The 18,476-nt window shown below is 29.8% G+C and carries 20 protein-coding genes; 14 read left to right on the forward strand and 6 right to left on the reverse strand.

Annotated features, from left to right (window positions below):
- Positions 1-97 precede the first annotated feature (97 nt).
- The 4 genes from A7L45_RS03375 to A7L45_RS03390 are packed head-to-tail and all read left to right on the forward strand — an operon-like array spanning position 98 to position 4,021.
- The gene (locus A7L45_RS03375) at positions 98-889 is read left to right on the forward strand and encodes a GDSL-type esterase/lipase family protein (RefSeq protein WP_071611459.1); all 792 of its coding nucleotides are present in this window, start codon (positions 98-100) and stop codon (positions 887-889) included.
- Between the two features lie 25 nt (positions 890-914).
- The gene (locus A7L45_RS03380; RefSeq protein ID WP_071611460.1) at positions 915-1,400 is read left to right on the forward strand and encodes a DUF4358 domain-containing protein; all 486 of its coding nucleotides are present in this window, start codon (positions 915-917) and stop codon (positions 1,398-1,400) included.
- Positions 1,401-1,429: 29 nt separating this feature from the next.
- A complete protein-coding gene (locus A7L45_RS03385; RefSeq protein WP_071611461.1) occupies positions 1,430-2,836 on the forward strand; it encodes an MBOAT family O-acyltransferase in 1,407 nt (468 codons plus the stop codon).
- A gap of 21 nt (positions 2,837-2,857) precedes the next feature.
- Positions 2,858-4,021, forward strand: a complete 1,164-nt coding sequence (locus A7L45_RS03390; protein WP_071611462.1) for a DHHW family protein — start codon at positions 2,858-2,860, stop codon at positions 4,019-4,021.
- A gap of 148 nt (positions 4,022-4,169) precedes the next feature.
- Here A7L45_RS03390 and A7L45_RS03395 read toward each other — a convergent pair whose 3' ends face one another.
- Positions 4,170-5,090: an AEC family transporter gene (locus A7L45_RS03395; protein WP_151554016.1), complete on the reverse strand. Its 921-nt coding sequence runs from the start codon at positions 5,088-5,090 to the stop codon at positions 4,170-4,172.
- A 229-nt stretch (positions 5,091-5,319) separates the two neighbouring features.
- On the opposite strand from A7L45_RS03395, the gene A7L45_RS03400 reads away from it, so the two are divergent.
- Together A7L45_RS03400 and A7L45_RS03405 are read left to right on the forward strand one after the other, a co-directional pair.
- Positions 5,320-6,150, forward strand: a complete 831-nt coding sequence (locus A7L45_RS03400; protein WP_071611463.1) for a pyridoxamine kinase — start codon at positions 5,320-5,322, stop codon at positions 6,148-6,150.
- Between the two features lie 67 nt (positions 6,151-6,217).
- Entirely contained in the window at positions 6,218-6,871 is a 654-nt protein-coding gene (locus tag A7L45_RS03405; RefSeq protein ID WP_071611464.1) for a TIGR04100 family radical SAM protein, read from the forward strand.
- 116 nt (positions 6,872-6,987) lie between these two features.
- On the opposite strand, the gene A7L45_RS03410 is transcribed toward A7L45_RS03405, so the two are convergent.
- Both A7L45_RS03410 and A7L45_RS03415 read right to left on the reverse strand, forming a co-directional pair.
- Positions 6,988-7,371, reverse strand: a complete 384-nt coding sequence (locus A7L45_RS03410; protein ID WP_071611465.1) for a YsnF/AvaK domain-containing protein — start codon at positions 7,369-7,371, stop codon at positions 6,988-6,990.
- 70 nt (positions 7,372-7,441) lie between these two features.
- Positions 7,442-7,903 (reverse strand): YsnF/AvaK domain-containing protein, encoded by a 462-nt coding sequence (locus A7L45_RS03415; RefSeq protein ID WP_071611466.1) that lies wholly within the window; start codon positions 7,901-7,903, stop codon positions 7,442-7,444.
- Between the two features lie 372 nt (positions 7,904-8,275).
- Here A7L45_RS03415 and A7L45_RS03420 point away from each other — a divergent pair, with 372 nt between their 5' ends.
- From A7L45_RS03420 to A7L45_RS03430, 3 genes are all read left to right on the forward strand, one after another.
- Positions 8,276-8,902 carry an IS607 family transposase gene (locus A7L45_RS03420; RefSeq protein ID WP_071611467.1) on the forward strand — a complete coding sequence of 209 codons (627 nt, stop codon included), beginning with the start codon at positions 8,276-8,278 and terminating at the stop codon, positions 8,900-8,902.
- 22 nt (positions 8,903-8,924) lie between these two features.
- Positions 8,925-10,415, forward strand: coding sequence for an IS200/IS605 family accessory protein TnpB-related protein (locus A7L45_RS03425; RefSeq protein ID WP_071611468.1), 1,491 nt, complete (start codon positions 8,925-8,927; stop codon positions 10,413-10,415).
- A gap of 333 nt (positions 10,416-10,748) precedes the next feature.
- Positions 10,749-11,798: an alpha/beta hydrolase gene (locus A7L45_RS03430; RefSeq protein WP_071611469.1), complete on the forward strand. Its 1,050-nt coding sequence runs from the start codon at positions 10,749-10,751 to the stop codon at positions 11,796-11,798.
- Between the two features lie 126 nt (positions 11,799-11,924).
- Here A7L45_RS03430 and A7L45_RS03435 read toward each other — a convergent pair whose 3' ends face one another.
- From A7L45_RS03435 to A7L45_RS03445, 3 genes are all read right to left on the reverse strand, one after another.
- Positions 11,925-12,437, reverse strand: coding sequence for a DUF3189 family protein (locus A7L45_RS03435; protein ID WP_071611470.1), 513 nt, complete (start codon positions 12,435-12,437; stop codon positions 11,925-11,927).
- Positions 12,438-12,541: 104 nt separating this feature from the next.
- The gene (locus A7L45_RS03440) at positions 12,542-13,297 is read right to left on the reverse strand and encodes a PHP domain-containing protein (protein ID WP_084647339.1); all 756 of its coding nucleotides are present in this window, start codon (positions 13,295-13,297) and stop codon (positions 12,542-12,544) included.
- A 287-nt stretch (positions 13,298-13,584) separates the two neighbouring features.
- A complete protein-coding gene (locus A7L45_RS03445) occupies positions 13,585-14,136 on the reverse strand; it encodes a hypothetical protein (RefSeq protein ID WP_084647340.1) in 552 nt (183 codons plus the stop codon).
- 195 nt (positions 14,137-14,331) lie between these two features.
- Between A7L45_RS03445 and A7L45_RS03450 the strand changes: the two genes are divergently transcribed.
- The 5 genes from A7L45_RS03450 to A7L45_RS03465 all read left to right on the forward strand — a co-directional run bounded on the left by A7L45_RS03450 (position 14,332) and on the right by A7L45_RS03465 (position 18,420).
- Positions 14,332-16,104 carry an aminopeptidase P family protein gene (locus A7L45_RS03450; protein WP_071611471.1) on the forward strand — a complete coding sequence of 591 codons (1,773 nt, stop codon included), beginning with the start codon at positions 14,332-14,334 and terminating at the stop codon, positions 16,102-16,104.
- An 81-nt stretch (positions 16,105-16,185) separates the two neighbouring features.
- The gene (locus A7L45_RS22710) at positions 16,186-16,347 is read left to right on the forward strand and encodes a transcriptional regulator (protein ID WP_151554143.1); all 162 of its coding nucleotides are present in this window, start codon (positions 16,186-16,188) and stop codon (positions 16,345-16,347) included.
- 204 nt (positions 16,348-16,551) lie between these two features.
- Positions 16,552-17,151: a P-loop nucleotide/nucleoside kinase family protein gene (locus tag A7L45_RS03455; RefSeq protein WP_071611472.1), complete on the forward strand. Its 600-nt coding sequence runs from the start codon at positions 16,552-16,554 to the stop codon at positions 17,149-17,151.
- A 26-nt stretch (positions 17,152-17,177) separates the two neighbouring features.
- Complete coding sequence (locus tag A7L45_RS03460; protein ID WP_071611473.1) at positions 17,178-17,825, forward strand: Bax inhibitor-1/YccA family protein; 648 nt, start codon at positions 17,178-17,180, stop codon at positions 17,823-17,825.
- Between the two features lie 25 nt (positions 17,826-17,850).
- The gene (locus tag A7L45_RS03465) at positions 17,851-18,420 is read left to right on the forward strand and encodes a DJ-1 family glyoxalase III (RefSeq protein WP_071611474.1); all 570 of its coding nucleotides are present in this window, start codon (positions 17,851-17,853) and stop codon (positions 18,418-18,420) included.
- Positions 18,421-18,476: the final 56 nt, after the last annotated feature.

The raw sequence follows: 18,476 nt of genomic DNA on the forward strand, positions 1-18,476 counted from the left end.
AGTAACTATTTTGTAATAACTTAGTTTCTAAAAAGAGTTATAATAAACTTCGTTGCGACAAAATATTCATTAATATATGTTAAATAAGGTGATGATTATGAATAATAAGTTAAAAAAAAGGAAACTGAAAATTATAATTGGAATAATTATATTAATACCATGTTGTTTTTTAGTAAAGTCTTTAATAAATAGTAATGAAGAAAAGAGAATAATAAAAAACAACTATATTAGCTTGGAGAAGCTAGGAAATGTAAATATTGCTACGGTAGAGGAGAAGATAAATAAAAAGCATAAGCTAAATGATGAAAAAAGTGGTGATAACTCAAAAGAAATAAGTAATAAAATGTACTTTGAAAAGTCTGTTTTTATGGGAGATTCTATTACTGAAGGGTTAGACTTTTATGATATAGTAAATAAATCTTCTGTATTAGCTAAAAAAGGTCAAGGATTGGTACAAGCAAAGAAATCAGTAAGTATTTTAACAAACATTAATCCAGAAAGAATATTTGTTCTTTATGGTATGAACGACTTAGAAAGTTCTAAAAACAGTGATGATTTTAAATCTAACTATATTAAGCTTGTAAAAGATATAAAACAAACAGTTCCCAGTGCTGAAATATATCTTCAATCTTTAACTCCAGTGCAAGCTAAAGTACAACAAAAAAATAATAGCTTTTCACAAGATAGATTAGATAAATTTACACAAGCAATAATTGAGGTTGCAAGGGAAGAGAATGTACATTTCATAGATATAAGACCTATGCTTAAAGGTAAAGAAGAGTTGTTTGAACAAGATGGCATTCATTTTAAGGGCGACTTTTATGGTTTATGGTTAGATAATTTAAAGAGTCAATTAAAGAGTCAATCAAAGAGTCAATCAAAGACTTAGTATTAAGTAAATAAGGATGATGAATATGAAGATATTTGATAATATACAAAAGAAGGTGTTGATTTTAAGTTTGGTTATTAGTATTGGTGTTATATTTCAAGGATGTGCTTTCATTAGACCTAAAAGTCCTGAAATTAGTGAAATAATAACTAATATTCAAAAGGTTACCGATTTATCAGCAATGAAGAAGGGTAACAAAACTAATCTTAGAAAAATTTATTCTATAAATACTAAAGGATTGAATGATTTTGTTTTGTATGCTCCAAAAAACAATATGCAGGCAAATCAAATACTTATATTAAAAGTTGTAAATGAAGACGATATGGATGGATTATTAGAAAACCTTGAAAATATAATTGAAGCTCAATCAAATAGCTTTAAAGAGTATAGTCCTGATCAATATGAAATTTTGGAAAATCATACTTTAAAAATAAAAGGAAACTATCTTATATTAATTGTATCAAAAGATGTAGATAAAATAACAAAAGTTGTTAATGACAGCTTTAAATAAAAGGTCAACATGAAGTGGAGGAACTATAATTGGTTTTTAGCAGCTTAGTATTTATTTTTATATTCTTACCATTAACCCTTGTCATATATTTTATTGCCCCAAAGAAAAGAAGAAATTTAATTCTATTGGTTATGAGCCTTATATTTTATGGATGGGGCGAACCAATATACATAGGTCTTATGATCTTCTGTATAATTTTCAACTATTTAAGCAGTTTATTTATACATAAATATAGAAAACGTAAAAAGCTTTCAAAAAAAATATTTGTAACCACACTTGTGATTGATTTAGGAATGTTGGCTTTTTTTAAATATTTAGGTTTTATAATCAACAATATTAATGCGCTATTTGGATTAAATATATATTTTGAAAAGCTTGCTTTACCTGTGGGAATATCATTCTATACATTTCAAATTATATCTTATGTAGTCGATGTTTATTTAAATAAAGTTAAGGTTCAAAAAAATATTATAGATTTTGGAGCATATGTAACTATGTTTCCACAGCTAGTTGCTGGACCCATAGTGCAATACAATGATATATTCCTCCAATTAAAAAATAGGAAAGAAAATATCAATCAATTTTCAGAAGGGATAGATAGGTTTATACTAGGTCTAGGAAAGAAAGTGTTGATTGCTAACAATATAGGGATGGTTTGGACAATCATAAAAGCAACTGAAGTTTCAAGAATATCTGTCATTTCTGCCTGGATTGGAATAATAGCTTTTACTTTTCAAATCTATTTTGATTTTAGTGGATATTCTGATATGGCAATAGGTCTTGGAAAAATGTTTGGGTTCGAATTTATTGAAAATTTCAACTATCCATACATATCTAAAAGTGTAACTGAATTTTGGAGAAGATGGCATATATCCTTAGGAAGTTGGTTTAGAGAATATCTTTATATCCCTTTAGGTGGTAATAGGGTTTCTTTAATAATGCAACTTAGAAACTTATTTGTAGTATGGTTTATAACAGGATTATGGCATGGTGCCAGTTGGAATTTTATATTCTGGGGACTATATTTCGGTTTTTTTATAGCTTGCGAAAAGTTTTTTTTAGGAAAGCTGTTAAATAAACTTCCTTGGTGTATTTCAAATTTATATACTATGATAATTGTTATAGTTGGCTGGGTGTTTTTCGATAGTAATAAATTAAGTGATGCATTAAATTATATAAAAGTAATGTTTGGACTTAGTGGAAATGTCTTTATAGACAGTACTGCTAAATATTATTTTCATGCAAATCTTATCTTGTTTGTAATAGCAATACTTTGTGCAACACCAATTATATACTTTTTCCATAAAAAGTTTAAAAATCGATTTAATGCAAGAGGTGCTATAATGATGGCGGCAAGCCGTATTTTTATATTATTTTTAGCTACAGCATACCTTGTAAATGATAGCTTTAACCCATTCTTGTACTTTAGATTTTAGATAAAAAGGATGATGATAGATATGAAATATAATAGTGCAAGGAAAAAATATAATAATATATATATAAAATCTTTAACTTTAATGTTTTTATTTTTCATATTTAGTGTAATGATATTAAATGTTATAGTTCCAGACAAGAAGTTTTCTTCTCAGGAAAATAGGAACCTTAAAAGTAAACCCAAATTATCAGTAGATAATTTACTATACAATAAATTTACATCAAAATATGAAAAATATATTGCTGATCAATTTATACTAAGAAACTTTTGGATAAATGTAAAATCAAGATCAGAAATACTTGCTGGTAAAAAGGAAAATAATGATGTATATCTAGGCAAAAACAAATATTTAATAGCTAAGTTCAAGACGCCTGGCAAAGAGGCCTTTGATGAGAAAGTGAAAGCTATAAATGATTTCAGTACTGAAAATAAAAAAGTAAATAAATACATTATGTTAGTTCCAAATAAAATAAAAGTATTAGAAGATAAATTACCAGAATTTGCTCCAGCAGAGAATCAACTTGAATATATAAATAAATTTTATTCGGGATTAGATAAATCAATAAAAACAATTAATGTTTTTGATGCACTAAATAAAAACAAAAATAAGTACATATATTATAAAACTGATCACCATTGGACAACCCAGGGAGCATATTATGCATATTTAGAATTTTGTAAAAGCTCAGGTTTAACACTAAAAGATGAAAATTACTACAATATTAAAAAAGTCAGCAATGAATTTTATGGAACTCTTTATTCAAAAGCTGGCGTTACAAATGTTGATAGTGACACGATAAATGTATATTTGCCTAAAAAACATGAAGATTTACTAGTTAATTATGTGGAAGAGAAAAAAAAGAGTAGCAGTTTGTATAATTCGAGTAGTTTAAATACTAAAGATAAATATTCTACATTTTTAGGTGGAAATCATCCTATTATAAAGATAAGCACTATGAGCGATAGTAGTAAAAAACTCTTAGTTATAAAAGATTCATATGCTAACTGTTTTATCCCTTTTTTAACTTCTCATTTTAGTGATATAATAGTTGTTGATTTAAGATATTATTCAGATAATATAAGTACTCTAATTAAAGACTACAATATCACTGATGCCCTTATGCTTTATAATGCAAATACATTTTTTGAAGATGAATCAATACTTAATATTAGTGACTACGATTAGAGTTAAAAGCTCCTAAACAAACTGTAATCTCTTAAATTGAAATTAGTAACTCTGACCTAAATTTACTAAATTCTAAAAAGCCTTATAAAATAATAAGGTTTTTTTACGTCCCTGGGGAATTTGATAATCATCTAATGGTCGATGGTATTTATTTTATAAAAAAATCTATTACTGACATAATAATAGGTATAGTCATTATAGATAAGATCGTAGTTAAAAAAGCACATTTTGAAGCAGTTACTTTATCACCGTTATATTTCTCTGCCAAAACTGCTATTAAACTTGCAGTAGGCATTGCTACTAAAATTACACATATATAAAGAAGTGTTTTACTAGCACCTAAAAGGTTAAGTACAAAATAAGTTATGAGTGGAGCGACTATTAGTTTAACGAAATTTACATAATATATGTCTAGGCCCTTAAACACATCTTTTAATTTAACATCTGCAAGCATACTTCCTACTATAAACATTGAAAGGGGAGTCGTCATATTTCCTATGCTGCCTAAAGTCTTAAGTAATGGCGATGGGAGTTTTATAGAAAAAAGAAATATTATAATTCCTAAAAGAGTACATATAAGAGGTATATTTATAAGATTCTTTTTTATACTCTTTAAGTCACTTTTGCCCGTAAAAAGTATCACACCATAAGACCACATAAAAATATTAAAAGGAATTGTATAAATAGATGTATAAAACACTCCTATATTCCCAAAGATACCTTGAATTACAGGATATCCTACAAATCCACAATTAGAAAAAACGGTTGCAAATATAAATACATTCTTCTTAGAGTTTTCAAATTTAGAATATAACAATTTACTTATAATTATTAAAATAATGTGTATCACAATAGAATAGAAAAGTATCATGCTAGCACCTTTTAGCATATCCATTGAGAATTTGAAATTAAAAGAATATATAATCATACAAGGCATTGTTAAATTAATTAAAATGTTTGAAAAGCTTTTATTTACTTCATCTGTAATTGTTTTTGTTTTTCTTAATATAACTCCTACCATCATCATAAGTGCTAATATAATTACTTGATTCATAACATTTATATTCAAAATATTACCTCCAAAGATATTGATCTAAAATAAATAAAGAGTAAAAACCACTTGCAACAACTATTATATATACTAACTTTATAAAAAACATTTGTCAAAAAAACAAAGAAGTGTTTTATATTTATCATAGTTTTAAATTTAAAAAAAAGCTTTAGGCTTTGTATCCGTACACTTTATTTTTTACCTTGATTAGATTATAATGAAGGTTATTAGAAAAGGTGGTGAGATAATGAGCTTAAACAAACAAAAGAAAATTGCTATTGTAAATGATTTTACTGGATTTGGACGATGTTCAATAGCGGTTGCATTGCCTATTATATCAGCAATGAAGATACAATGTTGTCCATTACCTACTGCAATATTATCTGCACATACGGGATTTTCAAGTTTCTTTTTTGATGATTATACCCCTCATATGAGGGATTACATGAATAATTGGAAAGAGCTTAATTTACAATTTGATGGAATCTGTACTGGATTTTTAGGTTCAAAAGAACAAATTGATGTTGTTGTAGAGTTTCTTTGCAATTTTAAAACAAAAGATACTATTGTCATGGTTGATCCTGTAATGGGTGACTATGGTAAGCTTTATTCTACATATACACAGGAAATGTGTGATGAAATGAAGAAATTAATTAAATATGCTGATGTAATGACACCTAATCTTACTGAAGCCTGTAGACTTCTTGATATTCCTTATCCAGAAAAAATTTTGAATCCTGAGCAACTTGAAAACATTGCAAAAGAGCTTTGCAAAAAAGGCCCAAATAAAATTGTTATCACTGGACTGCAGCATAATGGAAGTATACGAAACTTTATATATGAAACAGGAAAACCCTATACCATAATAGAAGTAAAAAAAATTGGTGAAGATCGTTCAGGTACTGGAGATGTATTTTCTTCTATTGTAGTTGCGAATATTGTAAAGGGAGTAGATATCGTGACTGCGGTAAAAAAAGCCACAGATTTTATTAGTAAAGCCATTAATTATACTGCTAAAATCGGCACTCCAGTACATGATGGTATTTGCTTTGAAGAATATTTGACTGATCTGCAATAATTTAAGTATATTTACTTATTAATATTAATTGAAAATTTAAATTATAAAGAAAAGAGGATGATAGGATATGGTTATTTTATATACATATAACAATGGTGTTTATATCAATTTAAAAGATGTTGATACTACGAGTAAAGAATTGAGCCACAAAAATATTTATGTTAATTTAACTAACAACTGCCCTTGTTCTTGTACCTTTTGTTTAAGAAACACTAAGGAAATGGCTAAATCAAATAGTCTATGGTTAGATAAAGAACCTACCGCTCAGCAGGTTATAGAAGAGTTTCAAAAATATGATTTAACTCAGTTCAAAGAAATTATATTTTGTGGATTTGGAGAACCTTTAACACGTCTTGATGATCTAATAGACGTGGCAAAATACTTAAAAAATAGAAGTAGCAATAATCCAATTCGTATAAACACCAATGGACTCGCAGATTTAGTTAATAAAAAAGAAACTGCAACATCTTTCAAAGACTTGATTAATACAGTATCCATAAGCCTTAATGCATCAAATGCGAAAGAATATTTAAGATTAACTCGTAGCAAATTTGGTATAGAATCTTATGACGCCATGCTTAAATTTGCGATAAGCTGCAAAAAATATGTTCCAAATGTAATTATGACAGTAGTAGATTGTATTGGACAAGAAGAAATAGATGCTTGCAAAGCTGTATGTGATGATATTTGCGTACCTTTAAGGGTGCGTCCTTTTGAATAAATGATACTGTTATCGAAAATAGAAAAAATTACTATTTATAATTTTAATATAAATAGTGATTTTTATAAATTAGTTATTAATATCAGGCAATGGAATATTAGGATCTGTTGTGGTTATTAGGAGTGTTTTGAATTATCTAAAAATTTTAAGGAGTCGGAGATTTTAACTTTAAGAGCCTCCCTCTTTAATGTCTCTTCAATGTGTTTTATATCTTGTATCTGCTGTTTATAAATGGATACCTCCTCTAAATTAACTTTATGATTGGTGAATTCAACATGTTCCTCACTAAGAGGTATACGGATAATCTCTGTTGGCATATTTTTGATTTCTGAATCAGCTGAGGCAAGGACTTTTTTCTTTATTACAAGCTCTTCTCGTTTAACTGGTACCGTAAATGTTTTTTCCTCTGTAAAAGTCTCCCTATAAATATTTACTTCCCCTGTTTGTAACCATTCTTTTGCTATATCGAGCTCTTCTTTTTTTATTTGAAACGTTGCCATAAATACTCCCTCCAGTTGTTAAGAAAAACACCTCACGAGTCATGAACTTCGGAGGTGTTTTCTACTTTATTTATTCGTGATGACCACCGATGTCAACTACATCAGGGTTACCAACTTTATTTATTTGTGCTTCCTCTCGTTTAAGCGTTTCTTCTATATGCTCTGTATCTTCTATAGCATGTTTGTGAGCTGAAATTTCTCCTGTTACTACTGTATGTTTATCTACATGAACTTTTTCTTCATTAACAGGAATTTTAATGCTTTGTTCATCAGTGATTGGTGAATCACTTGCTTCATTATTTAAGCTCTTTCTTTCAATAACTACTTCTTCGCGTGTTACAGGAACATCAACTGTTTTTTGTTCTTCTATAATTTCCTTACCGAACTCTACTTCACCTTTTTGCACACTGTTTTTGGCAATATCAAGTTCTTCTTTTCGCAGACTAAGCTTTATAGCATCATCTTTAATTTCTTTAGTTTCTTTTTTGATATCATCGTCGTGTTTTTCAAAAACCCCTTCAAGTACGCTCATATATATACCTCCATAAATTAATATTTTTATCCTTATTAAATTGCCCTACATGAGATATAATATCCTGTTTGAATATTGGAAATATAGGAGAAAGTTATGGAAATGAATTAAAAGAATAATTTAATAAAAGCAAATTTTAAATAAATATTTTTTTCATTATAATATAAACTTAACTTTATGGTGAACATATAAGTATTCAAGAGGATTCTATTTTACGTAACAATTATAAATAAAAATCAATTTTGCAAATACTTAAGTTCACTGGTGGAGGTATAATCAGTAATAAAATACTTGTACATTTATAGACATATATGAACCAAATGGTATAGTAATTAATATTATTGGGTAAAATAGTATTAGAGGTGAGTAAATATGCATGAATATGTAAGTATAACAAAAGCTGCTCAAATAATAGGTGTAACACCTAAAACTATGAGAGTATGGGACAATGAAGGTGTGCTTAAAAGTTATAAAACACCAAAAGGTCATAGAAGGTACTCTTTAGATGAAATTGAGTCATTAGCACTGGGAAGAGTATCTAATGTTGTTAATATAGATAATAAGGTTTATATATATTCAAGGGTTTCAACAAGAAAACAATGTGAAAGTGGTAATTTAGATAGGCAAACACAAAGATTACAAAAATATTGTTTAGATAAAGATTATGAAGTTGTTGAAATCTATAACGAAGTTGCTTCTGGTATTAACGATAAAAGACCCAAGCTAAGTAAAATGCTATCTAACTTGGAGGGCGTAAGTAAAATAATAGTTGAATATCCAGATAGATTAGCTAGATTTGGTTTAAATTATCTAATTTTAATGCTAAAAAACATAGGTATTACCGTGGAGTTTGTCGAAGATGCTGAAAGTAAATCTATAAATGAGGATATGACCAAAGATATTATAAGTATAATAACGTGTTTTTCTACTAAATTATATGGTGCTACAGGTGGAAAAAAAGTTAGAAAAACTTTAGATGAATTAGCCGTGCTTAAATAAATAGAAAAGGTGGTGAATGTAATTGAAGGCGACTCTAAGATGTTTACTTTATAATCCAAGTAACGAAGACTTTGACTTAATAAGTGACATGATGAATCATTTTTGCAAAGCTAAGCATTTTGCTTATAAGCGTCTTGAAGAAAATAGATTTACAGAAGGTTTTAAAATCCATGAATTGAGTAAAATTGTTTCTGAAAACTACGGTTTAAATTCAAGGCAATCTAAAGATGCTGTGGAACAAGCTAGACAAACAATGATTTCCCAGGTACAGCTATTAAATTTAAGAATAACTGAATGTGAAGGCAAAGTAGAAAAACTTCTTAAGAAATTTGATAAGGGAGTTAAGTTAGAACAAAGACATGGTCTAATATCTAAATTAGATAAAAGGCTTAGAAAACTTTGTACTTATTTAACTCACAAAACAAATAATACGTTACCTTCAGTTATATTTGGAGGCAAAGAAAATTTCTACAAACGTTGCAAGGGTACAATATCTAAGGAAGACTATCAATTACATAGAAATAATCAATTTGTTTCTCGTGGAGATAAAACTAAGAAAGGTAATCCTAATCTTAGAATTGTTATTAAAGACACAAATGTTTATCTTGAAATAACAACACTTGAATCAACAAAAACGGATTCTCGATTAAAATCTGACGGTAGCTTTACAAAATCAAAAATAACTTACAAAAAAATATTAACGCCAATATACATTCCACAAAAATTATCTAAAAAAACTGGCAAGATAAATGGATTTAACTATAAAGATAAACTACTTATGCAAGTAGTAAATGAAAATCCATATCAAGTTGAACTACTTCTTAGAGATGGAAAGATATATGCACATGTTACTTTTGAACTAGAAAAAACTGAAGTTACTAATACTTGCCATAATTTGATCATCGGAATTGATACTAATCCAGATGGTTTAGCATTAACTATGATAGATAACAAAGGCAATTATAAATGGCATTATTATTTAAAAAATACAGAACTTTTAACCGCAAGTAGTACCCGCAGAGTAAATCTATGGGGGGAACTAGCTAAATCAGTAGTTTGGGCATCAAAAACTTACGGATGTGGCATTGCTGTAGAGGATTTAAAGTTTATTAATGATAAGGATGTTCATTCAAAAATTGCAAGAAAAACATCGCAGTTTTGTTATAGATTAATACTAACTATGCTTGAATCAGCTTGTTATAAAAATGGTGTTGAATTTATTAAAGTTAAACCACAATATACAAGTAAGATTGGTTTATATAAATATTGTCAACAGTATGGAATGGATGTTCATAACGGAGCGGCTATGGTTATAGCAAGGCGAAGTTATGGATTTAAAGAAAAAGTTCCGAAGCTATATAAGGGTTTCTTTAAGCCAATACCAATTATTAAAGATGGAAAATTAACTTATACTAATACGACTTATTCTAACGAATGGAGTAACTGGTATAATGTTTCTGCGAGATTCAAAATAGATACTTCAAAAGGATTGTTACCCAGGATTTGTTATTAAGAATCGTAAAGATATAAGAAATATGATACTTGCTTAATACAAGTAATAACTTAAAATAGAATATTGCATAAGTACACGTTGAGAAAGGCTTATGCAACTTACTACGCTGGGTTAACTGCCCCAATGCTGCTGAACTTTAGCTTTATGAAAACTAAAGGCACGTTGGCATTGCTGAGGGTTCTTCGGAATCTAGGAGCTGAGCGAAAAACCTGTGAAAAGCTCGCATCTATTTTCTTACAATTAAACAAAAATTTATTTGAAAGGATAAGGTGCTTAGATTATAAATAATCTGACATGTTCAGATTTGTTTAGATTTAATTAACCAGGTATTAAATGAAAAAGAAAAAAATATTGTTGATTTTTCCTGTTGTTGTCTTAATTGTTGCAACCTACAGTTTTATTTTAATTAAAAATTTTGCTTCAACAAGTTATGGTAAGCTTGATACATTATTTGGCGTAATGTCAAAAATAGAAGAACAATTTAATCCTATTTCACTTAAAGGAAAATCAATATATGAAATGCGCGGGGCATTACATAAGTCAACAACAATATGGAAATCTAAACCTATACCCTTTTCCAATATAAAAAATATGGATATAAAGACAGCTTCAAATCAAGTGCCGGTGCGAGTATACACGCCTGATATCAATGAGAATAAATTACCTATCATAATTTATTCACATGGTGGCAGTTGGATTAGTGGTAGTATTGATGACTATGACAATGTTTGCAGGAAGATTTCAAGAAATTCAAAGGCTATAGTCGTATCTGTAAATTATCGTCTTGCGCCAGAAGATCCATTCCCAGCTGGTCTTAATGACGTATATAATGTGCTCCAATGGGTTTATACATATGCTAAAAGCATTAATGGGGACTCCAGTCGAATATGTGTTGTAGGGGACAGTGCAGGTGCCAACCTTTCTGCTGTAGTTTCACAAATGGCGCGTGATAAAGGTGGAGCCCACATAATCTCTCAGGTACTAATATATCCATCTACAAATATTTATCAACTAAATACTAAATCTTGGTCGTATTTTGGTATGGATTATAATCTTACAAGGGAAAATTCTGAAAAATTTATATCACTATACACTCCAAGTTTAGAACAAAGAAAAAGTGGATATGCCTCGCCTTTATTATCTAAAAATTTTAAAGATTTACCTGACACACTTATAATCACAGCCGAATTTGATCCATTAAGGGATGAAGGTGAAGCTTACGGTAATAAATTAAAGCAAGCAGGTGTGGATGTGATTTCTACCAGATATAAAGGTGTTACACATGGCTTTATTTCAATGGATAAGATTACGAATAAAGCAGATGAGGCTTTAATTGAAATTTCAACATATCTAAAAGCGAAATTTAATAGAAAACAAATTTAAAGTTTTTAAAGCCACTAATAATAAAATAAGTATTAGTGGCTATATTTATATTATTATAAATTTTTTTGGTAAGATTCAGCCATTTTAAATCCGCTTTAATTAATGTAACCCTTATAGTAGTTAAATTCAATTTTTCTTAAATTCCTTATTATCTAAAATAATAACTCCTGACTTATCTTCCTTTGCTACCTTCTTTGTCTGATTTACAAGTTTTATTATGTCTTGGTAAGATTGTTTTGCTCCCTTTACAAGCAATGGCACTCCTATAAAATCAATTTTTAGCCACCTAGAAAAGAATCCACCAAAGGTCATTGGTAATGGAACAGTTGGCGAAGTATTGGAAAATATAATTTTCTCGTTTAGTAGATTTTGTTTATGAAGCATAGAAGCTAAATTATATAATCCTGGAATTAAAACCTTTGAACGGCCCCTACCTACAATATAGACCTTATTTTCATCCTCATCACTTCCATAATAAAAAAGTTCTCCACGATTTCCATATACTAACTTATTAAAGTTAGGTAGTTTCAATATTTCATCCTTAGTCGGTTCGCGGTTTTCATCTAGCATTTTTAAGTGATAAGCCATTGCTAAAATAGATGAGTGGGTTCCTCCATAACAATTATATATGTATATCATTTAAATCACCTGATTTCCTATTTTTTAGTATTTTTATAATAATTGTAGTATAAGCAATAAACATTGATATTAAACATTCTTTGAACACGATTTCTATAATTAACCTAATCTTTTAATAATTTCATTGATCTATGTGCACTTCCATCAGCATTAACAATATCATCAGCTGTAAGGCCTGCATTAACTGCAATATTATAAGCTTTACCAAAATACCCTATATCCTCAGATTTGTGTGAATCACTTCCCAATGAAAATTTAACACCCATATTTTTTAAATTTTTTATTGTTTCAATATCCATATTCTTATGACTTCTATTAATTTCCAAAGCAGTATTTCTTTGAGCGGCAATCTTTCCAATTTCGATAATATCTGGATTAACATGCTCTAAGGGATGATTTAATATTGTAATATCATATTTTTTAATAGCATTAATTGCAGCTTCTGTATAGTTCCTAAGTAAAAATGGATTTTGTATTGCTCCAGGATGATAACCAGCGCAAATTATGTCCAGGTAATCAATTATTTCATCTTTAATATCTATATCACCTTTTTTAGTAACAATATTACATTCTACGCCAAGAAGAATCTTAAAGTCATTCTTCTTCAATAATGAACTTTTATTAAGGTCATCAATTAATTTACGTAGTTTTTCGTATTGATTTAGTTTCATTCCGAAGGTAATATGTTTATAACCATGATCTGTTATGGCAATTTCTTTTAATCCTTTTTTTATTCCAGCTTTAACATTTAATTCAATACTTCCTTTTGCATGTTCTCCGAAAATAATATTAAACAAGGGAATATGTCCCTTTGCAATATTAGTATGAGTATGATAGTCTGCAATAATCTTAAAACTCATTTTATCCCCTCCATGGTTTAATATTTTTTAATTAGCTGCTTCGGTATCAAATTGAAAAGCTTCTTAGATTACTAATGGCATGTTTATCATCCAATTTTATTTTGCCCATATTACTGGATAATACTTGCCTACTCTTCATATATTTTTAAAAAAATGAGCGGTTTGCCTTATACCTCATTTACTAATTTCAACCAATTAGCAGTAAAAAGCAAAGCCCCAAGGGTATACCTCGGGGCTTCATTAATTATCCTTGAAATCTCATTTCACCATGTTATCAGTCATTTATCTTAATACACATGATGGAACATTGGTCTACGTCTTCTTCTACGTCTTCTTCTTCTTCTTTCATGTAAATCTCTGATAAACAGTATTCTAGCTAAATCATGAATCGGAACTCTTCTATCTTGACGAAATGTGCCCCTCATATCCTCATCATCGCCATCTTTATAATGTTTTTCGTAATTGTCACTTACTTCTTTACACATATTATCTATTTCATCCTTACTAGGGGAATGCATTATGCCATACATGGACTCCATCATATCACAATGGTTTTTTACCATAGGATATATTATGCTATAAATCTTGGGATACATGATTTTTAAATCTTCATCCTCTTCATCATCATCTTCATCATCGCACATTGGCATCATCATCATGGGCATAATCATCATAGGCATACTCATCGTAGGCATATCCTTCATGGGCATATTCATCATGGACATATCCTTCGTATCCTTCATGGGTATTTCTTTAATGGGCATATCCTTCATAGGCATACTTGCCATAGGCATATTCTGCCCAAGATTTTCACAGTCTTTACAACGGTAATCGTACATAAGTACCTCCAAAATAATATTCACCATATATAATATTCTGTTTTACTTATTTTGTTACAAGAGGGTAGTTATAAAAAATTAACATAATATCCCTATTTTATTCTGTTATAATGAAGATACAGATATAAAATATTGTGAGTAAATAATTACAATGAAAATTGTAGGTGAAATTTACAAACTAAAGGGGTGATTAGGATGAGTGTAAAAGAAAGAATTGAACAATTAAGAAATGAGATGAGAGAAAGAGGCATAGATGCCTTCATTGTTCCTAGTTCGGATCCACATCAAAGTGAATATGTAGCGGAGCACTATAGTGCTAGAACTTTTATAACAGGATTTACAGGTTCTGCGGGTACTGCAATTGTAACCTTAAAAGAGGCAGGTTTATGGACAGATGGAAGATATTTCATACAAGCAGAAAATCAACTAATAGATACGGGGGTAACACTATTTAGAATGGGTAACGAGGGTGTTCCAACTGTGGAAGAATTTTTGAAAGAAACACTTAAGAAGGGAGCGAAAATTGCTTTTGATGGTAAGGTTATTTCAATAGAGTATTTTAGAGGTCTAAAGAGTACTCTAGAGAGTAGTGGATTTTCCTATGAAGTTAATGAAGATTTAGTAGATATAATTTGGAAGGATAGACCACAAAAACCTTGTAGCCAGGTAATTTTGCATGATGTAGTCTATGCCGGAGAGTCAAGAGAATCAAAACTTGCAAGGGTTGCACGTGAAATGGAAACTATGGGAGCAAACTACTATGTTATATCAGGACTCGATGACATAGCATGGCTGTTAAACATTAGAGCGAGAGATGTAAAATGTAATCCACTAACTATATCTTACACCGTTGTTTCAGAGAAAAAAAATTATTTATTTATAGACGATAAGAAAATAAATCCAGAGGTTAGAGCGGAACTAGAAAAGGCTAATGTAGAAATAAAACCTTACGAAAGCATAGGAGAATTTTTAAGGAAAATCAAAGATGGAGCAATATTACTTGATGCGGCAAGAACTAGCACTTGGATTTATAGTTCCATAAAGATTAAGATTTTAGAGGCTATGGATATTACTACAAGGTTTAAGGGTATAAAGAATGAGATTCAAATTAAAAATGTTAGAAAGGCTATGCTACGCGATGGTGTGGCTATGGTTAAATTTATAACATGGATGAAGAAAACTATAAAATCGCGCAATATTACAGAAATAGAAGCATCAGATAAAATCGAGGAGATAAGAAGTGTAGGAGAAAATTTCTATGATCTAAGCTTTGCATCAATCTCAGCTTATAAAGCAAATGCTTCTATGCCTCATTACTGCGCTACAAAAGAAAATCAAGCTACTATAAAGCCGGAGGGGCTTTACCTATTAGATTCTGGTGCTCAATATTTAGATGGAACAACAGATATCACAAGAACATTAGCTGTAGGTCCATTGACAAAGGAAGAAAAAACAGATTATACCTTAGTATTAAGAGGGATGATTAATTTAACATTGCAGAGATTTTTATATGGAACAACAGGTTCAAATTTAGATATTATAGCTAGGATTCCACTTTGGAATGCAGGTATGGATTATAAGCATGGAACAGGACATGGAGTAGGTTTCTTTCTAAATGTTCATGAAGGACCACACCGAATATCTGTGCTTCCCAATAATATTGTGCTTAAAAAAGGAATGATAGTCTCCAACGAACCAGGAGTTTATAAAGCAGGAAAGCATGGTATAAGAATAGAAAACTTAGTTGTCGCTCAGGAAGATGAAAAGACTGAGTATGGTGGACAATTTATGAAGTTTGAGACTTTAACGCTTTGCCCTATAGACTTAGATGCTATAGATGTGTCCTTATTAACAAATGATGAAAAATCTTGGCTAAATAATTATCATAAAACTGTATTTGAGAAGCTTTCTACTCATTTACAGGGAGAAGAATTAGCATACTTAAAAGGAGCAACAATAGCAATATAAGTATAAATATTTAATTTTAAAAGGAAATAACTCTCAAATGCAGAATAGATATATGAAAGATTATTTTAAGGGGGTCAAATAATGCCAAAATTTGAAATTCCAAAAGATAAGGACGAAATAAAACGACAAATTAAAGCCTTGCAGAGCCTACTACCTATAGATGATAAAAAAAGCGATAGGAAAAGCAAGCAAATACATCAAGATGAAATTAAAGCTCTAAAAAAAGCATTAAGCGGCAAATAAGAGATATTAACTATTGCAGGTACGTGTGAATGGTAAGAAAAGGATTAAGGCATAAAAGCTTTAATCCTTTTCTTTTGTTCACGTCCACCGGGGAAGTTTATAAGCGAAGTGAATTTGCTAAATTATTAAACAGGAAAAAGGGGTATAATAAAGTAAACATGAAAAGTTTCAGACTTAAAAATTTTTGACTAGGAGAGGATTGTTATGAAAAAACTGATTTTAGTAACATCACCACCAGCAAGTGGAAAAACTTATATCGCAAAAAAGCTTGCCGAGGCATTACGCCATGTTGTCTATCTTGATAAAGATACACTCATAAAATTATCAAAACAGATTTTTGTTGTAGCAGGTGAAGAATATAATAGAAGCTCAGATTTTTTTAATGAAAATATACGTGATTATGAATATGAAACAATAGTAGAAATCGCAATGGAAGCTTTGAATTATGATGATATTGTGCTAATTAATGCACCATTTACAAAAGAAATACGAGATTTAAACTATATTAAAAAATTAAAGGTAGCATTAAAAGATAAGAACGCATCTTTAGTAATTATTTGGGTAGAAACTTCAATCGAAGTAACGAGGCAGAGAATGATTGAGAGAAATTCTGATAGGGATACATGGAAACTTGCGAATTGGAATGAATATGTAACAGGAATTAATTTTGATGTTCCTATTGCGTTGGATGATCCGTGTATAAAAGATGATTTACTTATATTCCAAAACTCTTCTGAGGAAGAATTCGAAGGTTCCTTAACAAAAACAATAGATATACTGGAAGAATCATCGGGTAGAAAATAAATATAATAACAAAGGAGTATGTTAGTATGGAAAGTAATAGTTTGATAAAAAGCAGATCTACTTTTATAGGAAAGACTTTGTGCCTAATGGCAGTTGGATTACTAATAACATTTATAGTTGGTCTGTTTACGAGTAACTATATAATGAATGTATCTACAACAGTAATTTACGGGGCTATGATTCTTGAACTAGTCATGGTTATAACATTAGTTAAGATAGTTGCTAAAATGTCTACAGCATCTGCAATATTTTGGTTTTTAGTTTATTCAGCTTTAAATGGTGTAACATTGAGTATAGTTTTTTTAACTGTAAACCAAGGTCAATTAATTACTGTGTTTGCTTTAACTTCATTAATGTTTTTAAGCAGTGGAATGGTAGGGATAACAACAAAAAAAGACTTAAGTGCAATAGGCCAATTTGCCATGATGTTTGTAATAGGTTTAATTTTACTTACTATTATGCAGATGTTTTTCGTTTCTTCCACATTCGATTTAGGTGTATGTCTCTTAGGTATAATAGTATTTGGGGCATTAACAGCATATGACATGCAGAAAATAAAGCGTATGCAAGTACAAAGTAATGATATGCATGGGGTTGTGCTTGCGGCATTAACTTTATATTTAGACTTTATAAATATATTTTTGTTTGTACTTAGGTTATTTAGTAGGAGATAATAGTTAAGAGAAGGGGAGAGTTAAATTGAAAAAAGTTGCAGTTTTTTTAGCAGAAGGATTTGAAGAGGGTGAAGCATTATTTGTAGTTGATGTTTTAAGAAGGGCAGAATTTCAATGTAATTTGGTAAGCATCAATGAAGAAATGGTAAAAGGTTCTCATGGTATTGTGGTACTAGCGGATAAAATTATAAGTGATGAAATAAAAGAATACGATATGATTGTTTTACCTGGTGGATTACCTGGTGCAAGCAATTTAAGAGATGATGAAAGGGTTATTGAATTAGTAAAATATTTTGATAAAGTACCGGAAAAGTTTGTTGCAGCTATTTGCGCAGCACCGATGATTCTAGAAAAGGCAGGAATTATCAAGGGACGCACAGTAACATCATATCCTGGAGAGGAATATACTACATTGCTTAAAGATGCAAATTATGTTGAAGATATTGTTGTTGTAGATGATCACTTGATCACTAGCAGAGGACCAGCTTCTGTCCTACCATTTGCTTATACATTAGTAGATGCATTAGGTGGCAATAGTAGTTTGTTAAAGCAAGGAATGCTTTATAATATGGTAAAAGAAAGTCAATTCGAGTAGATAAAATGAAATGATTGAACTTAATCTTAAAAAGTGTTATGCTATCTATGGTAAAC

It is taken from the genome of Clostridium estertheticum subsp. estertheticum, from assembly GCF_001877035.1.
Lineage (GTDB): Bacteria > Bacillota > Clostridia > Clostridiales > Clostridiaceae > Clostridium_AD > Clostridium_AD estertheticum.